Below are 21,567 nucleotides of genomic sequence, written 5' to 3'. Positions count from 1 at the left end.
AGTCAAGACTTCCTAGATCCTTGCTAGCAGAGCCCCGTCGTTCTTCCACTGAGCGGCATCCTCTTCAGCCATCATTTCGGAAGAAAAAAAGCCCGTCCCAACGGCCTCGACAACGCTAGCATACGAGGACACTGGCCTCCTTGCAAGAATACTTGTACCTACAGACTCGGAAAGATTTGTTGCATTTTCTATAAGATAGGAGGAGCTTTGACCCATCAAACAAAAGCAACCTAAAAACAGGGCCAGCAACAATATAAAGTGAATTATCCTCATAAAACCCAAAAAAAATGAACAATTAAGAGAGCCTATTTTAATAGATTTTATTTATAAATTCAATAATATTAAAAAACCCTGGCAATCCAGGGTTTTTGCAAAGAAATCTTAATTGTAAATTATTCTTCCTCAGAAGCTTCGTTAAAAACTTCCTTCAAAAGATCTAAAACGGATAACTCATTCCCACTTAAATCACTTGGGATAGCCATCTGAAATAGTAACTCCTCAGACTCCGCATCCACAATAAAGATATAATTCTTCTGCGCAAAATCACAGGCCGAAGCAAACTTTTCCTGAAAATCTGCGACACGAAATATCATAGGATCCATTTTGGGAGGATAAATCAGAGGAGCTACCAAAGATGGCTGCAGAATAACCACATTAAACAAAGCGTCTACAGCACCTCCAAAAGAAACGTCTCCAGAAAAAAAGGGAGAAAATATAGTTGAAGCCTCTTTTGAGAACAAAACAACCAGAAGAGGCTTATCATTCTCGTTGGCATCAGTAAGAGCCGTTTCATAGCTTAGAAAAATAGATACCCCTTCGTTCTCCACAGCAGTCGGAGCTTCAACAGGGAAAGGACAAACAGTAGGGATGCTTGTCTCACAAGCAAGTGCCGTTGTACCTCCCAAAATTAATCCTAACGAAGATAAAAACATAAGGATTTTGTTCATAAATCCACCTAGAATTGCAAACTTTCCGAGGGATTATCTCAACCGAAAGGATAAAACAAAACCATTATTTCACAAGAAAAGACACTAGATAGAAAAATTGTAAAGAACATAAAAAGCATTTAAGTTACTTATTGTCAACCTCCAATGGATTCACTAAGGAAACAATAGGTCTGTTGCTAGAGGCTTCTACATACTCAGTTAACGAACACTCCTCCCCCCGCTGTTCTTTTTCTCTGATTGCTATCCGCAAAGTTTCTTGTTCCTCTTTCCATTCCCTATCAGAAAGTTTTTGAAGCGACTGCACCAAGACTTTTGATAAATCAGAGGTATTAACCAACCGTTTGGTTAAAAGTTCTACTACTTCCTCGTCTTTTATAAGGTATAAGGCATCTTCTGGAGCCATCCCCTTCTTATTGTCTCTGTAATGATTGCTTAACGCCTTGAATATACTTCGGCAAACATCGTGTCTAAAATTATCCTCTTTCACATATTTTTCGACTGTTTGGAAAATAGAATTGTCGTTCTCTTTACAAAAAATCATGCAACGCAAAACGTCTGTCTCCATAATCAAGTTGGCGTCAAAATTCTTTTTTATTTTTCCTCTAGAGAATGCTACCTTAGCAAACACTGGATCAGCGTAAAATGATCCTTTCCCGACCACTAGTTCTTCTGGCACCTTCATTAAAGAGGCCAATTTTTTTAAGCTTTCGTGGACAACTAAGGGGTTCCCCCACTTTTTGATCTTGGAAGAAATAGTCTCAATGATCGCAGCTTTCTCTACTGGAGAAGCTGCGCTGCATTTTGCTCTTGAAGAAAACAACATAAAAGCAAGGTACTCCTCGCCACTATTGATCAATTCAATAAGTTTTTCTGTTCCCTTGGTCACTAGGTAGGAATCTGGGTCTTCACCGGAGGGAAGCAGACAAACAAAAACGGCTACACCAGCCTGCTGACAAAGATCTCCAACCTTTAGCGCCGCCTCTCTACCCGCTTGATCACCATCGAATAAAAGGTACAACCTTTTCACTCCTAATTTTTCTAATTCTCGAACATGTTCTTCGGAAAAAGCTGTTCCCTGAGTAGCTAAAGTACAATTAAATCCAGCCTCTATCATCTGTAGACAGTCTACTTGGCCTTCTACCAAAATGGCTCTTCCCTCTTTAGCTATTCGTCTACGAGATAAATCTGCTCCGAAAAAAGTTCGAGATTTTTTAAATATGATAGTCTCGGGAGAGTTTACATACTTTCCTCCGTAAGTATTAGAAAGGAACTTTCTAGAAGAAAAGCCTATTGTCCGACCCAAAAGATCCCGAATTGGGAAGGTAATGCGATTAGCAAAGAGCAAATGCTTCTCCTTGATGATTCCAGCCCGTGCTAGAAGATCCTTGCGGATACCTTTTTCCCTAGCCATCTGAAGAAAAAGCTCACTGCTTGGAGCATAGCCTATGCGAAACCTTTTTATAGTATCTGGAGCTATTCCTCTAGAAAACAAATATTTTTGAGCTTGATGACCTTCGGGCAAAAATCGAATGCAATAACAAAAAATTTTTTCAACTTCTAAACAAGCTTCCCTAAGTTCATTTTTCTCATTACTAGACTCTTGAATCCCTTCTTTGGCCTGCAAAACCAAGTTCACCCGAAATTTTTTCGCCAAAAGAATAACGGCCTCTGTAAATGAATATCCCTGATGTTGCATGAGGAAAGTTAGAGCATCGCCACTTGCTCCACACCCAAAACAGCGATATCGGGAAGTCGATGGATTCACTATAAAGGAAGGAGTTTTCTCGCTATGAAAAGGGCAACAAGCTTTGTAAGTAGCTCCAGATTTCTTTAGAGAAATGTACTCTGATAATACCTCCACAACATCTAAAGATTGTCTCAAATTATCTAAACTTTCTTCTGTGTACATTTCAACACCTCAAAATTTGAGAGCAACACGAAATCACAAGCAACAGAAATGCTTGTCATCTAGCAATACTAGCAATAGTAGAAACTTAAACCCTTCAGTAGATATAATACCCAGAGTGAATATAAACAGAGTAGAATTATTACCATCCCTCGAGAATTTCAATTATCTTGTGGCCTTATGACCGTAGAAAAGAAGCTAACCCCGATGATGGAGCAGTGGCACAACTGTAAAAGAAAAGCCGGAGAGTCCTTGTTGTTGTTCAGGCTTGGCGACTTTTATGAAGCCTTCTATGAAGATGCAAAACTTTTGGCAGACAATCTAGAACTAACGCTGACGCAAAGACAGGGAATTCCTATGGCGGGAATCCCTGTTTTGCACATAGACTCCTATGTTGACAAACTAGTTGCGAAGGGATTTAAGGTTGCAATAGCTGAGCAAGAATCTAAATCTTCCACCAAAGGTCCAATGAACAGAGACATTTCTCGATTCATTACGCCTGGAACTCTATTAAATTCATCATTGCTCTCGGAAAAAGCTAATAACTATATTGTAGCTTTGGATAGAGTGGGCTCCCTGTTTGGCCTCGCAGCTCTAGATATTTCCACTGGTTCTTTTACCGCTTGCGAGTATGACTCTATTAAAAATCTCCATGAAGAAATTTTTCGCTTACAACCCAAAGAACTTTTAATCTCAGAAAAGTTCTCCCAAAAACACTGTGATGAATTAGAAAAAATCCAAACCCAGGTTAATTTATCCATCTCCGTTTATTCAGATTGGACCTTTGACCACAAGTTGGCTTATGCAACACTAACTAAGCATTTTAAAGTATCCACCTTGGATGGATTTGGACTTAAAGGCGCCGTTCCAGCAGTAAATGCTTCAGGAGGCCTACTATCTTACATTCATGACAAACTTTTACTTCCCTTAGATCATGTTTCAAAAATTTCCTCACACAGCGAAAAAGAATACTTATCGGTTGATAAGGCATCCCAAATTAATCTAGAACTATTACGATCATCCAACGATGATATCCGAGCTTCTTCTCTACTATCCATCATGGACCAAACTCTCACTCCTATGGGAGGAAGGTTATTAAGAAATAGAATTATCCGGCCCTTTTACGATAAGAATCGCATTCTAGCATGCCAAGACGCCGTTGAGTTTCTACTGTATAGGAAGGACCTAAGAAAATTTTTGCAGGTCCGCCTTAAAGAAGTACGTGATTTTGAAAGATTAGTCACTAGGGTGGCGACACAGTTAGCTACTCCCAAAGATTTGGGAACACTGAAGAATTCTCTATCCAGTTCTTTAGAGATCTTTGATAAGCTAGTTTCTTACGCTCTCCCTGAATTTCTTTCTCTCCCATTTGAAATAACAGAAACTTTAATTCCTCTATCCGACCGCTTAGAGGGCGCATTATTATCAGAACTCCCCCTAAGAGTATCCGAAGGTGGCGTATTTAAGGACAATTATCACCCAGAAATAGAGGAACTACGTAACGCTAGGATCCATGCCCAAGCATGGGTCAAAGATTATCAAGAAAAAATTCGGCAAGAAACTGGGAAGCGACTAAAGGTATGTTTTAACAATTTGATGGGATATTACATCGAAGCCAGCAAAGAGCAAGCGTCTGGACTTCCTTCTACTTTCATCCGCAGACAGACCCGGATGCACGCCGAACGTTTTGTTACAGAAGAGTTACAAAAATTTGAAGATAAGACTCTTCATGCAGAAGAAAATCTACAAGCTTTAGAAGCCTTGCTGTTCAAGGAGCTTTGTGAAGACATAGCTAAGGAAAAAAACGCTATCCTGTCTTTGGCCGAGGGAATTGCTCGGCTGGACTACGTTTATTCATTGGCTACGTTGGCGTCCAATGAAAACTACTGCCGTCCCTTAATAGATAACGGGGATAATTTAATTATCCATAAAGGCCGGCACCCCGTTGTTGAACAACTTCTACCTAGTTCTACATTTATCCCTAACGACACCATTATGCGTGGAACAAAAACTCGTATGATGATCCTTACTGGTCCTAATATGGCAGGAAAATCAACCTATATACGACAAACTGCCCTGCTAGTGATAATGGCGCAAATGGGTTCCTTTATACCTGCAGAATCTGCTCACATAGGTATCATTGACAAAATTTTCACCCGCATCGGCGCTGGAGACAATCTCACTAAAGGTATGTCCACATTTATGGTAGAGATGGCAGAAACAGCAAACATTCTCCATAATGCTACGTCTCGTTCTCTTGTAATCTTAGATGAGATTGGTAGAGGTACAAGCACTTATGATGGCATAGCAATCGCGCAAGCGGTAATAGAATATTTATTAACTACAGAAGGGCGAAAAGCAAAAACCTTGTTTGCGACTCATTACAAAGAATTAACAAATTTGGAGGATTCATTCCCTCAAGTAGAGAATTTTCACGCAGGGATTAATGAGTCCAATGCGCAGCCAGTTTTTCTTTACAAAATTATTAAAGGCCCCTCAAATAAAAGTTTCGGCATACACGTTGCAAAGCTAGCTGGGTTTCCTTTATCTGTGGTAGCTAGAGCTCAAGTTTTGTTGTCTTCTATGGAAACAAAAGAAGACTCCAAGCCTCGTAATAAAGAAAGATCTATGCAACTAACTATTTTTTAAGCTCCTCTAATGCCTATATCTACCAAAGTTATTCCAGAATCTCCCGGTGTTTACCTCATGAAAGATTCTGCAGGCACGGTATTGTATGTAGGGAAAGCCAAAAATCTACGCAAGCGTGTTTCGTCATACTTTTCTACAAACAAAGATTCCAGAGAACATATCCCCTATCTGTTAGAAAAAGTAAGTGACATAGAAACAATTTCCGTATCTAATGAAACCGAAGCTATTCTTTTAGAAAACAACTTAATAAAAAAACATTCACCTAAATACAACATTTTATTAAAAGATGATAAAACGTTTTTTTATCTGCTCATTGATCGAGAACATCCATGGCCGAAAATTGGCTTAATTCGAACTCGCGCTCTGTCCAAGCAGAATAAAAAAATCTCTTTATTTGGCCCCTATGTTAACTCCGAAGCCTGTAAAGTACTTTTAGAGACAATTTGCAATTTTTTCCCCTTACGCACCTGTTCTGACAAAGAGTTTAGCAGTAGAAAACGACCTTGCATACTTTACGACATGAAAAAATGTGTAGCCCCCTGCGTTGGCTATACCTCCTCCGAGGAATATCAATTATTGATTAAAGAAGCTTCCTTATTTCTCGCTGGGAAAAAAACTCAGGTAATAAAACTCCTAGAAAAAAAATTGCAAAACCTGTCCGAAAATTTAGAATTTGAAAAGGCAGCAGTCGTTCACAGAACGTTAACTTTGATAAAAAAATCTTTGTCTAACCAGCATGTTGAACGTCACGCCAATTTTGACATCGACGTCATTGGTGTTTTTAAAAACCTAGAGTCAGTCATTATCACTCTTTTATCTTTCCGATCAGGAAAACTATTGGGAGCCAAGCACTTTTTCTTTCGAGAAAATGCTCAGGAAGAAGCTGATTTATTGACTTCCTTTTTAGTACAATACTATGAGGACTCTTTTCAACTACCCCAAGAAATTTTAGTTCCGATTCCCCTTCCAAAAGTCCTCTCAAAGATTCTGCGAAAAAGCCCCCCCGTAAAAATCCTCTGCCCCCAGAGAGGCTATAAAAAAAACATGGTCGCTTTAGCTATTCAAAATGCTAGAGAGTATTTTAAATCAAAAGAAGAGGAATTTTCACTCTGTTCACGACTTAAAGAACTGTTGCACCTATCCAGACTTCCTAATAGAGTAGAATGTTACGACAATGCTCACACATCTGGATCTCAAGCTGTTGGCGGATTAGTTGTATTAGAAAATAATCAATTTATAAAGCAAGATTACAGAACTTTTCTCATCAGCACCTCAAATAAGGCAAATGATTATGCCTTTGTCAAAGAGATTCTTCAGAAAAGATTTAATTTATCTAGACCCCTTAAAATACCGGATCTAATAATTATTGACGGGGGAAAAGGTCACTTCGCAGCAGCCAAACAGGCTCTTGAAGAATTAGGCATCTCTAACATCGATCTCTTAGCAATAAGTAAAGAACAAGGTAACCACGGGAAAGGCCTTTTAAAAGAAAGCATCTTTTGTTCCTATTTCCCAAAAGGAATTCTCCTCCCCCCACACTCACCTTTGTTACACTTCTTGCAACGCTTGCGAGATGAAGCTCACAGGTTCGTATTATCTTTTCACAGGAAAGTGAGAGCTAAGTCTTCCTTACAATCTCAAATAAAAATTCGCGGAATAGGCAAAATCAAAATGGCCAATCTATTGAAACTCTTCAAAAGCCCTTCGGCGATCCTCGCTGCAACTCCAGAGGAATTACTATCTGTCCCAGGGATTACGAAGAGGGACGTCCTCAGCATCACTGAATATGCCCTAAAGAATGGTCATACAGAACAATAAACGCGGCCTGGTGATTCTTTTAATCACCAAACCCGCTACTAGAAAAGTCAAAGAGTGGAGTAACACGTACTTATTCTATGATTTCCTCTTCCCCCTCACCTAACAGTAAGGGTTCAACTAAGTCCTTTTCTCCTTCATCTATCTCCTCTCTACCTGCATCTTCCGCATTCTTATCTTTAGGTTGACTTAATCCTTTGATAATGACGTGAACAGAAGCCACATGCAACCCCGTGAATTCGGAAATTTCCGAGACAACTTTTCCCTGAATTTCATCAGTTTTTTCTGGGATGGACACTCCATATTCCACATTAACCTCTACCTTAACTTTAACCAAATGATTCTTGGTATCCTGCTCGACATAGATTCCCTTCATTCTTTCTATATCTCTTCCGAACAAGGTATCGATTAAATTTCCTCCTAACAGAGAAACTCCTTCAATTTTTGCTAGACAATGCAGAATGATTACCTGAATAACTCGAGTTTCAATATCACGGCTAAAAACTGTTTCAGGGAACTCAATCTCCTTTACATCCAGCTTCAAACTTTGCTTTTCTCCCATAAAAGTACTCCCTTTTTGGTCTATTTCACTAGCGCGAAATAGACATCACAGAAATAATAAGATTTAGATGATAGTCTAATATTCAAGCGGTTAATATGCTACCCTCAATCCTTCCTGGTTTCTTTTTTATTTTCTATGCAATCGTAGCCTTTTTTGGCGCCTACTTGGCTATCCGGAAAGGAAGAAGCCCCGTAGGATGGTTCCTGGGAACTCTTTTTCTAGGCTTCTTCGGAATTTTCCTCCTCCTCATTTTACCTCCAAAGATTGATCAAGAGCAAGAAGATTCAGACACCAGAAACGATACAGATTTTTTAGAAACCTTGGATTCCTCAGATCCTGAAAACATAAATGACGACCTTTTTCTTTCTCCTGATACCCACTTCATTCTAGATAAGTCTCAAAAGGAAGATGTGGAAAAACCGATTGAGGAAGATTGTTGGTTTTATCTGGACCTCAACAAACAAGCCATAGGCCCCATGCCTCGCCAAGATCTTTATAAGAAGATAAAAACCTTAAGCCCTAGGGCCGATGACTGGAAGAAAATATGGGTCTGGAAAAAGGGCATGAAGAACTGGAAGCGGGCAGAAGACCTTAAGGAAACGAAGGAATAGACGAGGAAAACTCTATCAGAGGGCAGGAGAACCCGCCCTCTGAAGCTCACCAGCTAGACTTGACAATCCCAGGAATTTCTCCCATAGAAGCCATTTGCCTAAAACAAATTCTAGAAATCTGGAACTTTCTTAGAAACCCTTTTGGGCGCCCAGTCAATTGGCAGCGGTTGTGCAAACGGATGCTTGCCGTATCCCGCCTCATCTTATTTAAAGCAATTCTAGCTTGCTCCTTTTCTTCCTCGCTAGCAAACAAACTTTTAGCCAAAGCTCTAAGTTCAGAGCGCTTTTTAAAATTTCTATCTACTAACTTTCTACGCTTCTTCTCTCTGGCAATTGCAGATTTTTTGGCCATATTTAATCCTAAAAATTATTTTTTGCGTGCAGGACCACGTTGTCTTTGTTTGCGGTTGGGGTCCTTTTTGTTGATAACGTAAAGGCGACCAGACCTGCGAACTAACTTATCTCCTTTGGAGGGATCTGCTTTTATGGACGAACTAACTTTCATAAACAACCTTACAAAACATCTTCGAGCTAACCAAGGCGTTTGCACACAAAGAACAGTATGGTTCCCACCAAGAAGCACAACAGATTGACAAGAGGATACTTTATTGCCTTTTGCTTTTTTTTTCAACTAATTCAGACCTAGAAAATCATCTTGCTTTCCTTTATTGGATAAAAAAGGTTGGGGTATTGTTTACTGTTGATGTTTATTTAGACAAATTGATACCATTACCGCCTGTTTGGTCAGCGTTTCTCTCTCTGAGATCGAGAGATGCGTGCAAAAGGTGAGAGGTTTATCGTGAAACGCACATATCAGCCCAGTAAGAAAAAACGCCGCTCCTCAGTAGGATTTCGAAAGCGCATGCAGACGAAAGGTGGTAGGAAACTTTTAAATCGTCGTCGACGTCATGGTCGTCATCTTCTAATTGACCTGTAGGCGTGGGTCCTTTTTCTTTGCCGAAAAAGTTTCGTATTCTTAAACGGAAGCAGTTTCTCTATACCCAACGTCAGGGGGTCTGCCTCCGTGGCAAGTGGGTTCTTTTTTATGTAACTTCGTCTAGAAAAAGTTCTGCTAAACTTGGCATCACTGTCTCGAAAAAATTTGGGAAGGCTGTGGAAAGAAATTCCTTCAAAAGAAAGATCCGTGAGGCTTTTCGCTACTCTCGGCCCTCTCTTCCTCCTTGTAATATAGTCGTTATGCCTCAATCAAGCCGGGTAGTTCCCTCTGTGCAAAGCGCGTTTGATGATTTCCTGGAGTGTATCCCAAAAATCAAACAGATGAATGCAGAACTGCATCCTAGGAACAACATTCCTGATCTTTGATATAGTCTAAAGATTGCGAAATGTGAGAGCGAACACTGCTCGGGGCAAATTCATAAGCTACTTCGGCGTGTTTTCTTGCCGAATCCCACTGATCAGATTCGGAATAGAATTGTGCTATCATCATTTCGATGCGCCATACGTTCTCTTTGTCTTGCCTTCCAAACTGAGCTAAATACGCTTCCAAAGGCGCTATAACTTGGCTAGAATCTTGGCGAACGCCTTCTTTAGACCTTTTTGCTAACTCTTGAAACTCTATGATAGCAACCGTGAAGTGGGTTTGTTTCTCATTCTTGGGGTCTTTTGAAAGTAATCTTTTCTTTAATTTTATACACTCTTCGGTATCCATCTTTCCACATTCAACTAGAAGACGAAATTGTTCGGATAAGAAAAAGTAATCATCTTCCTTCACCCCAAGGGAAAGAATATTTTTAATAATATCTCTACGACCCAACTCCTGAGCCAAATCGTAACACTCTTTTAACTCCTCCAAAGAAAGCTTATGGAGAATGGGTATGGCCCCTTGGAGAATTTCATCACTTTTCATGATATGTTGTAAATGGTCAGCCAATCCCTCTCCTGATTCATTACCGAAAGATATCACACGAAAAACTTCCCTTTCCTCCTTCGTTAGAAGCACCATACAAGGAAACTCGTCGACATGAAACCGCTCCTTTAATGCTATATTTTGCTTTCGAATGGACTCATCCAAATTCTTGTGCCTTGGAAAATCTATTTCTAAACAAACAAAAGGCCTCTGAATTTTAGAAATAAAAGCTGGATTGGAAAGAACTTCCCGCTTGATTTTCATACAAGACCCACACCAATCAGATCCAGAGAAAAACATAAGAATTCCTTTATTACCATCCTTAGCCTTCTTTAAAGCATCTCGGTAGCTAGTACACCAAAAAACCGAAGATGCCCTACCCTTCTCTGGAGCAGCGTGAGCAACAGTACTTACAAAAAGCAATAGGGACAATGAGCGGAGTAACTTAACGTTCCTAAACCTTCTTACTAATATCACCAGCGCCTCTCCTTGAAATAGTCATTCCTTGACTTGGCGATCCGTTCTGACCGCTCTCTAAAATTTCTGTTATATAATCTTTTTTTTGATTAAAACAAAACTAAAAAACAGGACCAGTAGACAAGTTTAAAAAAAATACTTCATAACTCAAAATAAAGCTACGAATTAGACACCCATCTTTGATTTTTTCAACAAACAAATTATAATCCGAAGAACCTTAATCAGCTGGAAATAGTATATACGCCAACTTATGAAAGAATTTTCAACTTCTGACGCCCCTCTTCTCCTTCATAACACCCTATCAGGGAAAAAAGAACCTTTCTCTTGCTCCAAAAAAGAGGTTCTTCTTTATACCTGCGGCCCAACCGTATACGACTATGCTCATATAGGAAATTTTCGCACCTATGTTTTCGAGGACATACTCAAGCGCACTCTAAAGTATTTTGGTTATAAAGTTAATCACGTAATGAATATTACAGATGTCGATGATAAAACAATAAGGCGAGCTACGGAAAAAAAGGAGCCTTTGAGCATTTACACACAAAAATATATAGACGCATTTTTGCAAGATGTAGACTGGCTAGGCATAGAAAGGGCTAACATGTACCCAAAAGCCACGGACTATATCTCAGAAATGATATCCCTTATTAATTCCCTTTTGGAAAAAGGAATTGCCTACGTCGGATCCGATCAGTCGGTTTACTACTCTGTGAGTAAATTCCCTCCCTATGGGAAACTGTCGCATTTAAAACTCGAAGAGCTATCGTCATCTACCCCGATGGAATCAGATGAGTACGAAAAAGACCATGTGGGAGACTTTGCTCTTTGGAAAGCTTACAATGAGGAACGTGATGGAAATGTCTATTGGGAAAGCCCTTGGGGCAAAGGGCGCCCAGGATGGCATATAGAGTGCTCTGCCATGGCCATGCATGGCTTGGGAGAAACATTAGATATTCACGCCGGTGGAGTCGATAATATTTTCCCTCATCATGAGAACGAAATCGCTCAATCAGAAAGTGTGACAGGCAAAACTTTCAGTAGGTTTTGGATGCATTCGGAGCATCTTCTAGTAAATGGGAAAAAGATGTCAAAAAGTCTTGGCAATTTTTTTACTTTAAGGGATCTCCTAGAAAAAGGATATCGAGGCAAAGAGATTCGCTTTCTCCTTCTACAAAGCCATTATCGCATGCAATTAAATTTCACTGACGATTCCCTAGAGGGTTGCTGCAGCGCCTTGCGTCGACTAGAGGCTTTTGTAGATCGTCTGAATGCTATTCCGGAAACAACGAATACTTCAAAAGTTGTCCAGGATTCTGTAAAAAAAGCTTTAAACAAGTTTATGATTGCCTTCACAACGGCTATAGGCAATGATCTTAACATTGCCGTAGGAATTGCTGCCCTTTTTGAACTCGTAAAAGAAACCAACGAGTTGATGCATTCTGAAGGTATTTTTTATCAGGATGCGCAAGCTATCTTAGCTGCTTTGATCCGCATCAATTCCGTATTAAACATTCTTTCAATGGAACCCAAGAAAACTCCTATTCCAGAAGAAGTCTTATCACTAGCAAAAAAACGCACTGAAGCTAGGAGAAACAAGAACTGGCAACTAGCTGACGCGCTAAGGGATCAGATCACTCTTCTGGGATACGAAATAAAGGATACTAAAGAAGGTCCAGAACTGACCTTTTTAGGCAAGTAACTAACCCATCGATCCCTCTTCAGAAGATTCTCCGCCTGAAGTGTTTGCTAACACTTTCTTCATCAGGGGAAAATACAGCACATCTCGAATAGACGCAGAGTTTGTTAGCATCATAACCAGCCTATCAATGCCTATACCAAAACCGCCTGCAGGAGGCATCCCTTGACAAAGAGCCTCTATGAAATCCTCGTCTATAGGGTGACATTCCCTTCCAGGAACGATCTCTTTTCTCCGCAGCTGCTCTTCTAACAATCTTCTCTGCTGCATAGGGTCGTTGAGTTCGCTATACGCATTACATAATTCCTTACCCAAACAGAAGCTTTCAAAACGTTCGACAAATTGAGCATCTCCAGAACGCAAAGTCTTACAAAGAGGCGTCGTTTCTATTGGATGGTCTGTTATATGATGAGGCTGCATGAGATCATTGGACACTAGCTCATCAAATAACATAGCGATTAATAACCCTCGAGGAGCCTTAGCAAATTCCTCCTCTTTTAATAGGGTTCTTCCCCGCAACTCATTCCTAAGAAAAGTATCGCTGCACAAATCTACGTCAAGGTTAGCATACTGCCTGAGACTTTCTTTCATGGTCATACGAATCCAAGGAGCCTTAAAATCGATAGTTTGCTCCCCATGCTTTGCATGAGTGTATGTCACAACCGTGCTTCCACAATTGACATCTTTGACGACACTTTCTACTAAATTTTCAACAAACACCATGATGTCATTGTAATCCAAATAAGCCGCATAGGCTTCCATCATCGTAAATTCGGGATTATGAGTCCTATCTATACCTTCGTTACGAAACACCTTTCCAATTTCGTAAACACGCTGCGTCCCCCCAACCAAAATCTTTTTAAGTGCTATTTCCAGAGAAATTCTTAAAAACATATCGGCATGTAGAGCATTCACGTGCGTGACAAAAGGCTCCGCCTCAGCTCCTCCATAAGTCGTCTGAAGAATCGGAGTCTCGACCTCAATGAAGCCGTGTGAATCCATGTAACTTCTTATCAATTTGAGAATACGGCTTCTAACTAAAAATGTCCTTCGCACTTCATCAGATGAAGCTAAATCCATCCATCTCTTACGATAACGAACTTCCTTATCACTAAGCCCAGAATGCTTGTCTGGAGGCGAAAGAAGAGCTTTTGTTAATAAAGTAACGGTTTCTACTAAAATCGTTAGCTCTCCGGAATGGGTTAAAAATAAATAACCCTCAACTCCTATGAAATCTCCGAGATCTAATTTCTTCTCTATGAATTTCATTGGAGTAATATCCTGATTTGCTTCAAGTCCAGCTACAGAACTGAATTCCCTATTAAACATAACCTGGATGTTACAGTTCCCATCAAGAATCCTACCGAAAGCGTTTTTTCCCATAGCTCGGAACAAAACCAGCCTACCAGCCACACAAACTTTGGGAGTCTGCCTTGCCAGCGCAGCCTCGCTATCTCCTATAGAACTAAGATCTTGAGAACAAATACTATCTACAGTTTCTACATCAGGAAACCTATAAGGATAAGGATCGATTCCCCTTTCACGAATTTCTTTTAATTTTTCCGAGCGATAAAGAAAATCTTCTCGATCTACGTAAGGGGGCTTCGATGACATAGGGTGTTATCCTTGTTTTCACAAAATTATATCCCTCACGAAATCATGCATGAGGGATGCACTCCTCCGCAGTATACTCTTTTTAAATAACAAAAATCTAGATGAAGCGTGAAAGAAGTTTCGGATAATCTGAACGAAAATTCACCAAAAAATATTTTCAAAAACAAGAACACCCCCTGAAAACTCCTTCTCAGCAATGGAAGGAGTTAGAGGGTCTTTACATTTCAAAAATTTTTCTTTCTCTGTCTATCTTATAGACAACTCTTTTTTTAGCTTAACAATGAAAGGATTTGCCCCACCAGGCTCATAACCGGCCCTAGCAAGCACTTTGCCGTCGGCATCAATAAACACCATCTCAGGGAACCCACTAACGTCATACTTCTGTTTCAATAAGCGATTTTGTTGCTTGATCGACTCGTCCAATTGAGTAGATTGAGGAAAATCAATTTGGACCATATGTAAATTCTGCCTTGAAAAAGAAGCAAATTCAGAAGTTCCAACAATTTGCTTTTCCATTCGGATACACCAAATACACCAGTCAGACCCAGTGAAAAATAAGCATATTGGCTTCCCATCTTTCTGAGAAGCCTCCGTGGCTTGTTTTAAAGACTCCCATAACACTGCCGTCTTGTAAGAAGATTCCTTACGGTCATTCTTTCTCAACTTACCTTTGCCAGCCTCTCCGTAACAACAGGAAACTGAAAACAAACAAAAAACGGTCATCAAAAATTTAACTAACGTTCTCATAAAAACCTTGAAGTATGTTCTATGCATTCGTACTCATAAAAAGTCTCACCACCTTGTTATTGCCAGAACAAAAATAAAATCCAAGGTAAAAACCCAAAAAACTGACATAAGATCTGATGGAGCAATAAATCCAACAGAAGATATAGTGGTGGTTTTATCTAGAAAGAACCATTTCTTACTAATCATGGATAACTCCGTTGCTTACTTGTTTGATTCGTTAGCTGCTAACATTGAGGATTTCTACTGTCATGTCGAGAAAACAATAGAAGCGTTAGATTCTTTGACGAGTATAAAGCAAAAAAAAATTTCCTCTTCCCCAAAGGCAATACGACCAAAGCTAAGATCTGCTCAGCAAGTTACTTCCTCCAAAAATACGTTCAATCCATTGCAAAGCCCTCTAAAAAACGAAGCCACGGCTACATCCTACTCTCCCAAATTCAAACCGAAGAAGGCCCCTGTCTACAATGGCACTAACTGGGAGTTATCATTGTCACCCATAGATCCCATTGACGACATAGCTAGCCTTTCTTTCTCCTCTCTAAAAGATAAGACTCTCTCTGAGTTAGCTATCCCTTGCGCTATCTTTTCCCACAGAGAAGATTGTGAAGAAGTCGTCTTTATCTCTCGCCTAGCAAAGGTAATAACTCAACGTTTATTCCCAGCCCGCTGCGTTTTTGTGCGTTCTGCGGACACCTTTAAACAATTATTAACGCAGCATTCTCTGGCTCTGCTATCACCTTCAGTAACTCAACAATACTTCCCTAGCACCCTTCCTCATGTTTCTTTGCCATATGATAAAAAATCTCTTATAATTCCTATCTATTCCTCTGAAGAATATTCCAACAATACTGGATTAAAGAAAGACCTATGGGCCATATTAAGCAAGTCACCTTTCGTCAATATGCTGAAGTAATTGTTGGATCTACAATTAACAAAATTCTCGACTACGGCATTCCCGAAAACTTGGAAAACAAAATTTCTAAGGGCTCCGTCGTCTTGGTTCCTCTAAGAGGCTCGAAAAAGCCCGCAGTAGTGATACAGATAAAAAATGAGACTCAAAGCCCTTATGTTTTCCCTATTATCAGTAACATTGACTCTGGAATTACCCTTTCTGAAGATCTGTTGGAACTTATCATCTGGATGAGTAAGTACTATTTTTGTCCTCTCGGGAAGACTTTAAAACTGGTAATTCCCAGCAGCACCCAAACACTTATACAGCCAAAAGAACATTACTTGGTGTCTTGCTTAAAGTCGAAATCTAAACTTCGCGCCCTTATTCGCGAAAAGGGATCTGAAGATTCTCCTCAAACTCGAGTACTTCGAGCTCTCACTAATTCGACCCACTCTCTAACTCTGGCAGAATTATTAAAGGAAGCAAGCGTTTCTACCTCTCCTGTTCTTTCTCTAGAAAAATCTGGGGTTATCAAATTAGTCACTAACACAGAGTACGACCTACAGCTGGATAACATAGAGTTTTTTCTTCCAGAGTCTAAAAAGCTAACTTCTGAACAATCCTCGGCCGTACAGACAATTTTTCAATCACTCCAAAAAGCTAGTTTTTTGACACACCTGCTTTTTGGTGTTACCGGCAGTGGGAAAACTGAAATTTATTTCCAAGCAATAGAAAAGGCTCGCGAATTAGGGAAAAGCACCATATTTCTCGTTCCTGAAATTGCATTGACCGTACAGAATATGGATTTATTTCGTGCTCGATTAGGGAAAAAAGTAGCCATTCTCCACCATAAGTTAAGCGATAGCGAAAAAAGCAAAACCTGGCAACAAGCCTCTGAAGGAGCTATAGATGTCATCCTAGGTCCTCGATCTGCTCTATTTTGTCCTTTCAAAAATCTTGGACTCATTATAGTCGACGAGGAACATGATACTGCCTATAAACAACAAGAAAGCGCCCCTTGCTACCAAGCCAGAGATGTTGCTGTTATGAGAGGAAAACTAGCCAATGCTACCGTTCTTCTCGGAAGCGCTACCCCCAGTATAGAAAGCTATTACAACGCATTGTCTGGGAAATATCAGCTCCTAACATTATCTAAGCCTGCTGTTAGTCTTATTCCTCCCAAGGTATCTCTCATAAACATGAATAATGAGTTAGAAAAATCCCACTCCTCTACTTTATTCACTCAGCCTGTAATCAATGGAATAGAAGAACGTTTAAAAAAAGGAGAACAGACGGTCATTTTTTATAATCGGAGAGGGTATTATACAAGTGCGCTCTGTTCATCCTGTCAATATGTTTTAAAATGCAGGCATTGTGATGTTACTCTCACATTTCATAAAAAATCTAATACTCTGTCATGCCACCTATGTAATTATGCTGTCTCCCCTCCTCCGACAAAATGTGAACAATGTGGAGATTCTATGTCTTTGGTATTCAGGGGAATGGGGACAGAAAAAATAGAAAAAGCTCTGTATTCTATTTTTCCTTCGATACGAATCATTCGAATCGATTCTGATACTACTCGAAGTAGAAATGCTCACGACGAACTTTTTCGTCAATTTTCCACAGGTAAAGCTGATGTCCTTATTGGGACTCAAATGATTGCCAAAGGTATGAACTGTCCATCTGTTACGCTATCAGTCATTCTCAACGGAGATTCGGGACTTCATATTCCAGATTTCAGAGCTTCGGAGCAAGTTTTCCAACTGATAACACAGGTAGCTGGTCGATCCGGAAGAGGCAAACTTTCTGGAGAAGTTCTTATTCAAACCTTTCTGCCAGACCATTCTACGATATTATCTGCAGTTGAAAGAGACTACTCTACATTTTATCAAAAAGAACTTCCTGGAAGAGAGCTATGCGATTTTCCTCCTTTTCAGAGGTTAATCCGTTGTATTTTTATAGGAAAAAATCCTGAAGAAACCCTTTCAGAAACAAGGAAAGTGCATGCGTTACTGACAAAAAAATCTTCTTCTGATTTTCAAGTCATGGAAATCACCACGTGTGGATATTCCAAGATTAAAGATTTCTTCCGATTCCAATTTTTAATCAAAGGAAAGCAAGTGATGCGCATTAATAATTTCCTACAAAAAGCACTATTTGATGCTAAGCTCTCTGGAAAAGTAAAGTTTATGATCGATGTCGATCCTACAACGACCTTCTTCTAAAAATTCCCCAATAGCAGCAAAGAGATTATCTATATCTGCATAGCTATTAAATGCATGCAAATTGATTCTGACGGAAGTAGTTGACCCAAATTCAAAAATGCCGACTTGTATGCCATGCTCTTCTAGCGCGTTTACCCAGTCAACAGCATGCTGATATTCAGAAAAAATTATTGACTGAACACAACCCGGAGAACATTTAGGAATGAAGGAGGAGAAATAATTCCTTAAATTGAAAAGCTGTTTCCTTAAAGAATTGCCAAACTTTTCAAAATGCTCATAAGCTCTATCTATTACCACAAGCGCATGAAGAGGAAGAGCAGTAGAAAACATAATCGGGATACCTTTTCTTAAAATATCTTCTCTAACAGAACTAGAAGAAAGTATAGCTGCCCCGAATCCACCAAAAGACTTACCATAAGTGACTAATACAGCATAAGCATATTCCCTAAATTCTCCAGATCCAAAACCTTTTCCCTCATATCCATGAATACCCAAAGCATGCGCCTCATCGAGCACCAAAAGAGCTTCATACTTTTTCGACAGACCCACTATTTCGTTGAGGGGCGCTAGAGAACCATCGGATGAATAAACAGTGGAAATAAAAATAAATATACGGCCACAACCTTGACTACGGTACTTAACAAGCAATCTCTCCAGGTCCTCCATATCATTATGCATGAAAGACTCGTTTTTTCCAGAAATGACGGCGCTGCCCTCGCGGATCGACACATGAACACCCTCATCCCAAAGCATCACATCACTGGACTCAGACACCAGATAACACAGACTAAGGTTAGCCATATATCCACAATGAGCCACAACAGCAGACTCAAACCCATGATATTTGGCTATTTTTTTCTCTAAAACTGGCAGAAATGGATGTCCCCCAACGATACGACGAGACCCTGCCGACCCTTGCATTACTTTTGGGAAAGCTTGCACTACTTCCAAGTACTTCTCCTGCACCGATTGCTGAAGCAAAGGCGATCCAGCAAACCCTAAAAAATCGTTAGAAACAAAATCTATAAATTTTCTCACCATACAAAACAATCGACAATTCTTTTTATCTATTCTCTTAACAACCTATTCAGCACTACATAGTTAGGCTTTCCTATGCCAGAAAGAGGTATAGCATCTAGTTTTTTGACATCCGAGATTTTTACAACACTATAAGTCCCCGCCTGCTTTATCGCTTCATTTACATCTTGGAGAGACAACTCTAACGTAGTAAATAAACAAAGTTTAGTCTTTTCTAAATCTTTTTCCACACCACATACGACAAAGCAAGGCCCTTCTCCATGACAAACCTTTCCTCTCCTGGTGAGAAAATGTTCATGAAGGATGGCCTCTACAGACTCAAGACTTACCATCTCTCCTCCTATCTTCACTGATCGACTCAGCCGACCCAAAAGAACCAGGTACTCTTCCTGAGTGATGAGCCCTATATCGCCTGTGTTGTAATATCTTTCTCCATCGAGATTAATAAATCCAAAATCTGGGTCCTCTCCGTAATACCCAGAAAACACAGAGGGGCCAGAAACAACGATAAGCCCGGAATTCCCTTTGGGCAGGGGCTTCAATGTTTTTCGGCATAAAACCCTAACGGAAGCTCGTTCCAGAGGATATCCAACTCCATTATGATTTAATTCCCTAGGAGTTAAAGTGATAACAGGAGAGCTTTCTGTTGCACCATATCCCTGAATCACAGTCACATGAGGCAATAATGCCTCAGAAGTTTTATATAATTCTCCACTAACTTTCTCTCCTCCCAAAACAACTAAAGATAAAGATCTTGCTAGCTCCGGATCACTCTCTACTTTCTTCAGAAAATAACCGTAAAAGGTAGGTGTTGTGCCCATTATAGTCGCTTTCTTTGCTTTTACGAGCTGAATAATGCGATTAATATTTAGTGGATTGGCAACAAAGATTAAAGGAAGTCCCGCAAGTAAAGGTAATAAGGTACAACTATTAAACCCATAAGCGTGAAAGGGTGGTAAGAAAGAAACTACTTTATCTTCAGGCTTAATATCAAAAAATGGGAAACAATCCTCCTGATTTGTAATGAGATTGGTGTGCGTTAAAGGCACACACTTAGGAACATTTTCTGTTCCTGAAGTAAACAACATAATTGCTATATCATCACCAGAAGACTTATGCACACCAAAGATACGAAGAAGAAAAGAGATCGGTAAAAAACTCAACCCAAAGACTAAGACCCTATCTATCCAACTTAGTGAATCAGATACATTTTCAATACTGATTTTTTCTAGGCGAAGCGCATCAAGAGAAATTTTTCCCATTTGATCTGGATCGAATAAATCCTTCAATCCTTCTTCCTCACGAATTTTTTTCAAATGTTCTAAAAAAACCTTTGAGGTAATGATTTTACTTAACTGCGTCTTTTCTAATCCCGCAGCTAACTCCCTTTTCCCTTGTGACCAATTTATCATTACGGGAATTTTCCCCGAGAGTAATGTAGCGAACATAGAGATATAAGCCCCCATGGAAGCCGGCATCATTATACCGAGCGATTTTCCTGGATACTTTTTAAACTCTCTAGCCAAAGCAATAATGGCCCGCTTAACACGCTTGTAACTAAGAGAACCTAGTTGATCTTCAAAACAAACTGTTTTTGTAGACAAGTCATCGCAAACTCGAAGAAACTTTTCCAAGATAGTCTTCCCTCGACGAAAGCCTGAGCAACTGTTATGCGACGCACGGGGATCCTTTTGTTGCCCCATCATGCTCTCCTTATTTCAGATACAAAAACGCCAATGCAAGCAATTGGTTAATAGGGCACTAAACAAACCTTCTCTGGATCTCTATTAAACCATTCTTCCAAAAAACGATTTAATTCTTGCTTACTCACAAAGGAACGCAGCAGAGATAAGTCTGCTTGCTCTAAAGTTAGAGAAACTGGACGCCGGGGTAAAAAGAAAAAACCCTTCTTTAAAAGAGCAAAGAAACTTTGCTTAAAAGTCTTCCCCAGGGGAGGCGTTGTGTTCCTGTTATACCTAGAAAATGAGCTCCCCCATAAGCCCCTAATCCTAACCAAGACTACGTTGCATTTCTCCACCTCCTGCAATAAGACGTAGGCCGAAGAATTTCCCCCTAAAACCTCTCTGCCTTCGCGAGAAATTCTTCCTGATGGATAAAGCAACACAGTTCCAGAATCTTCTAAAATCTGTAAAACACTGGCAAAATATTTCTTCACTTCTCTTTCGTTTTCCTCCCTACCTCTTACTGAATAGGAAATACTAGGGACGGATACCGCTCCAACTTGACCTAACACCCAACGCACAAAAGGGGACTTGAATAGTGTGCTAGAAGCCAACGGATGCGGCTTTAGCTTTCGCCAGAGCAAAAACTCTATGATAACAGGATCTATCTCAGCAACATGATTAGAAAGGAGCAAAACACCACAAGACCCGTCCAAGTCTAGTTTTTCTAAGCCTTCAACAGTAAATCGGTAACGCAAAGCTAGCGAAAACTTTACAAAATAAAAAATGAAAAAATTTATAAAATTCTTAAACACTTCTTTTAAGCTCGATATCGC

The 21,567-nt window shown here is 39.9% G+C and carries 20 protein-coding genes; 8 read left to right on the top strand and 12 right to left on the bottom strand.

All coding sequences use genetic code 11. The features are described 5' to 3' along the window. Positions 1 to 12: 12 nt before the first annotated feature. The 3 genes from KJA62_RS00530 to dnaG form a co-directional block, all read right to left on the bottom strand. Positions 13 to 219, bottom strand: a complete 207-nt coding sequence (locus KJA62_RS00530) for a hypothetical protein (RefSeq protein ID WP_213318104.1) — start codon at positions 217 to 219, stop codon at positions 13 to 15. Positions 220 to 392: 173 nt separating this feature from the next. After that, entirely contained in the window at positions 393 to 947 is a 555-nt protein-coding gene (locus KJA62_RS00525; protein WP_213318103.1) for a CT795 family Sec-dependent secreted effector, read from the bottom strand. Positions 948 to 1,071: 124 nt separating this feature from the next. Then, on the bottom strand, positions 1,072 to 2,856 hold the full coding sequence (gene dnaG / locus KJA62_RS00520; RefSeq protein ID WP_213318102.1) for a DNA primase: 1,785 nt from the start codon (positions 2,854 to 2,856) through the stop codon (positions 1,072 to 1,074). A gap of 177 nt (positions 2,857 to 3,033) precedes the next feature. Between dnaG and mutS the strand changes: the two genes are divergently transcribed. Then, positions 3,034 to 5,502 (top strand): DNA mismatch repair protein MutS, encoded by a 2,469-nt coding sequence (mutS, locus tag KJA62_RS00515; protein WP_213318101.1) that lies wholly within the window; start codon positions 3,034 to 3,036, stop codon positions 5,500 to 5,502. Positions 5,503 to 5,511: 9 nt separating this feature from the next. Beyond that, the gene (uvrC, locus tag KJA62_RS00510) at positions 5,512 to 7,320 is read left to right on the top strand and encodes an excinuclease ABC subunit UvrC (RefSeq protein WP_213318100.1); all 1,809 of its coding nucleotides are present in this window, start codon (positions 5,512 to 5,514) and stop codon (positions 7,318 to 7,320) included. A gap of 70 nt (positions 7,321 to 7,390) precedes the next feature. Here the strand turns inward: uvrC and KJA62_RS00505 are convergent, their stop codons facing one another. Next, a complete protein-coding gene (locus tag KJA62_RS00505; RefSeq protein ID WP_425513826.1) occupies positions 7,391 to 7,879 on the bottom strand; it encodes an Asp23/Gls24 family envelope stress response protein in 489 nt (162 codons plus the stop codon). 95 nt (positions 7,880 to 7,974) lie between these two features. Here KJA62_RS00505 and KJA62_RS00500 point away from each other — a divergent pair, with 95 nt between their 5' ends. After that, positions 7,975 to 8,490 (top strand): TIGR04086 family membrane protein, encoded by a 516-nt coding sequence (locus tag KJA62_RS00500; protein ID WP_213318099.1) that lies wholly within the window; start codon positions 7,975 to 7,977, stop codon positions 8,488 to 8,490. A gap of 46 nt (positions 8,491 to 8,536) precedes the next feature. On the opposite strand, the gene rpsN is transcribed toward KJA62_RS00500, so the two are convergent. Continuing rightward, entirely contained in the window at positions 8,537 to 8,842 is a 306-nt protein-coding gene (rpsN, locus tag KJA62_RS00495; protein ID WP_213318098.1) for a 30S ribosomal protein S14, read from the bottom strand. 15 nt (positions 8,843 to 8,857) lie between these two features. Beyond that, positions 8,858 to 8,995, bottom strand: a complete 138-nt coding sequence (gene rpmJ / locus KJA62_RS00490; RefSeq protein WP_213318097.1) for a 50S ribosomal protein L36 — start codon at positions 8,993 to 8,995, stop codon at positions 8,858 to 8,860. 294 nt (positions 8,996 to 9,289) lie between these two features. On the opposite strand from rpmJ, the gene rpmH reads away from it, so the two are divergent. Both rpmH and rnpA read left to right on the top strand, forming a co-directional pair. Beyond that, positions 9,290 to 9,427 (top strand): 50S ribosomal protein L34, encoded by a 138-nt coding sequence (gene rpmH, locus KJA62_RS00485; protein WP_213318096.1) that lies wholly within the window; start codon positions 9,290 to 9,292, stop codon positions 9,425 to 9,427. Between the two features lie 17 nt (positions 9,428 to 9,444). Continuing rightward, positions 9,445 to 9,813, top strand: coding sequence for a ribonuclease P protein component (rnpA, locus tag KJA62_RS00480; RefSeq protein WP_425513825.1), 369 nt, complete (start codon positions 9,445 to 9,447; stop codon positions 9,811 to 9,813). Here the strand turns inward: rnpA and KJA62_RS00475 are convergent. Beyond that, entirely contained in the window at positions 9,788 to 10,834 is a 1,047-nt protein-coding gene (locus KJA62_RS00475) for a thioredoxin family protein (RefSeq protein ID WP_213318094.1), read from the bottom strand. The two genes, rnpA and KJA62_RS00475, sit on opposite strands and share 26 nt — an antisense overlap. 250 nt (positions 10,835 to 11,084) lie before the next feature. Here KJA62_RS00475 and cysS point away from each other — a divergent pair, with 250 nt between their 5' ends. Then, the gene (gene cysS, locus KJA62_RS00470; protein ID WP_213318093.1) at positions 11,085 to 12,533 is read left to right on the top strand and encodes a cysteine--tRNA ligase; all 1,449 of its coding nucleotides are present in this window, start codon (positions 11,085 to 11,087) and stop codon (positions 12,531 to 12,533) included. Here the strand turns inward: cysS and lysS are convergent, their stop codons facing one another. Both lysS and dsbH read right to left on the bottom strand, forming a co-directional pair. Further along, a complete protein-coding gene (gene lysS / locus KJA62_RS00465; RefSeq protein ID WP_213318092.1) occupies positions 12,534 to 14,144 on the bottom strand; it encodes a lysine--tRNA ligase in 1,611 nt (536 codons plus the stop codon). Between the two features lie 246 nt (positions 14,145 to 14,390). Then, positions 14,391 to 14,891: a disulfide reductase DsbH gene (gene dsbH, locus KJA62_RS00460; RefSeq protein WP_213318091.1), complete on the bottom strand. Its 501-nt coding sequence runs from the start codon at positions 14,889 to 14,891 to the stop codon at positions 14,391 to 14,393. A gap of 184 nt (positions 14,892 to 15,075) precedes the next feature. Between dsbH and KJA62_RS00455 the strand changes: the two genes are divergently transcribed. Then, positions 15,076 to 15,804 (top strand): hypothetical protein, encoded by a 729-nt coding sequence (locus KJA62_RS00455; RefSeq protein WP_213318090.1) that lies wholly within the window; start codon positions 15,076 to 15,078, stop codon positions 15,802 to 15,804. Further along, on the top strand, positions 15,759 to 18,011 hold the full coding sequence (gene priA, locus KJA62_RS00450) for a replication restart helicase PriA (RefSeq protein ID WP_213318089.1): 2,253 nt from the start codon (positions 15,759 to 15,761) through the stop codon (positions 18,009 to 18,011). Before KJA62_RS00455 ends, priA begins: the two co-directional genes overlap by 46 nt. Here priA and KJA62_RS00445 read toward each other — a convergent pair. From KJA62_RS00445 to KJA62_RS00435, 3 genes are read right to left on the bottom strand one after another with little or no spacing between them, the layout of a single operon-like run. After that, entirely contained in the window at positions 17,940 to 19,052 is a 1,113-nt protein-coding gene (locus tag KJA62_RS00445; protein ID WP_213318088.1) for an aminotransferase class I/II-fold pyridoxal phosphate-dependent enzyme, read from the bottom strand. The genes priA and KJA62_RS00445 overlap by 72 nt on opposite strands. A 26-nt stretch (positions 19,053 to 19,078) precedes the next feature. Further along, positions 19,079 to 20,755, bottom strand: a complete 1,677-nt coding sequence (locus tag KJA62_RS00440) for an AMP-binding protein (protein WP_213318087.1) — start codon at positions 20,753 to 20,755, stop codon at positions 19,079 to 19,081. Positions 20,756 to 20,799: 44 nt separating this feature from the next. After that, complete coding sequence (locus KJA62_RS00435; RefSeq protein ID WP_213318086.1) at positions 20,800 to 21,546, bottom strand: lysophospholipid acyltransferase family protein; 747 nt, start codon at positions 21,544 to 21,546, stop codon at positions 20,800 to 20,802. Positions 21,547 to 21,567: the final 21 nt, after the last annotated feature.

This window comes from Chlamydiifrater volucris, assembly GCF_902806995.1.
Classification (GTDB): domain Bacteria; phylum Chlamydiota; class Chlamydiia; order Chlamydiales; family Chlamydiaceae; genus Chlamydiifrater; species Chlamydiifrater volucris.
This window is presented reverse-complemented; position numbering and strand designations above follow the sequence as displayed.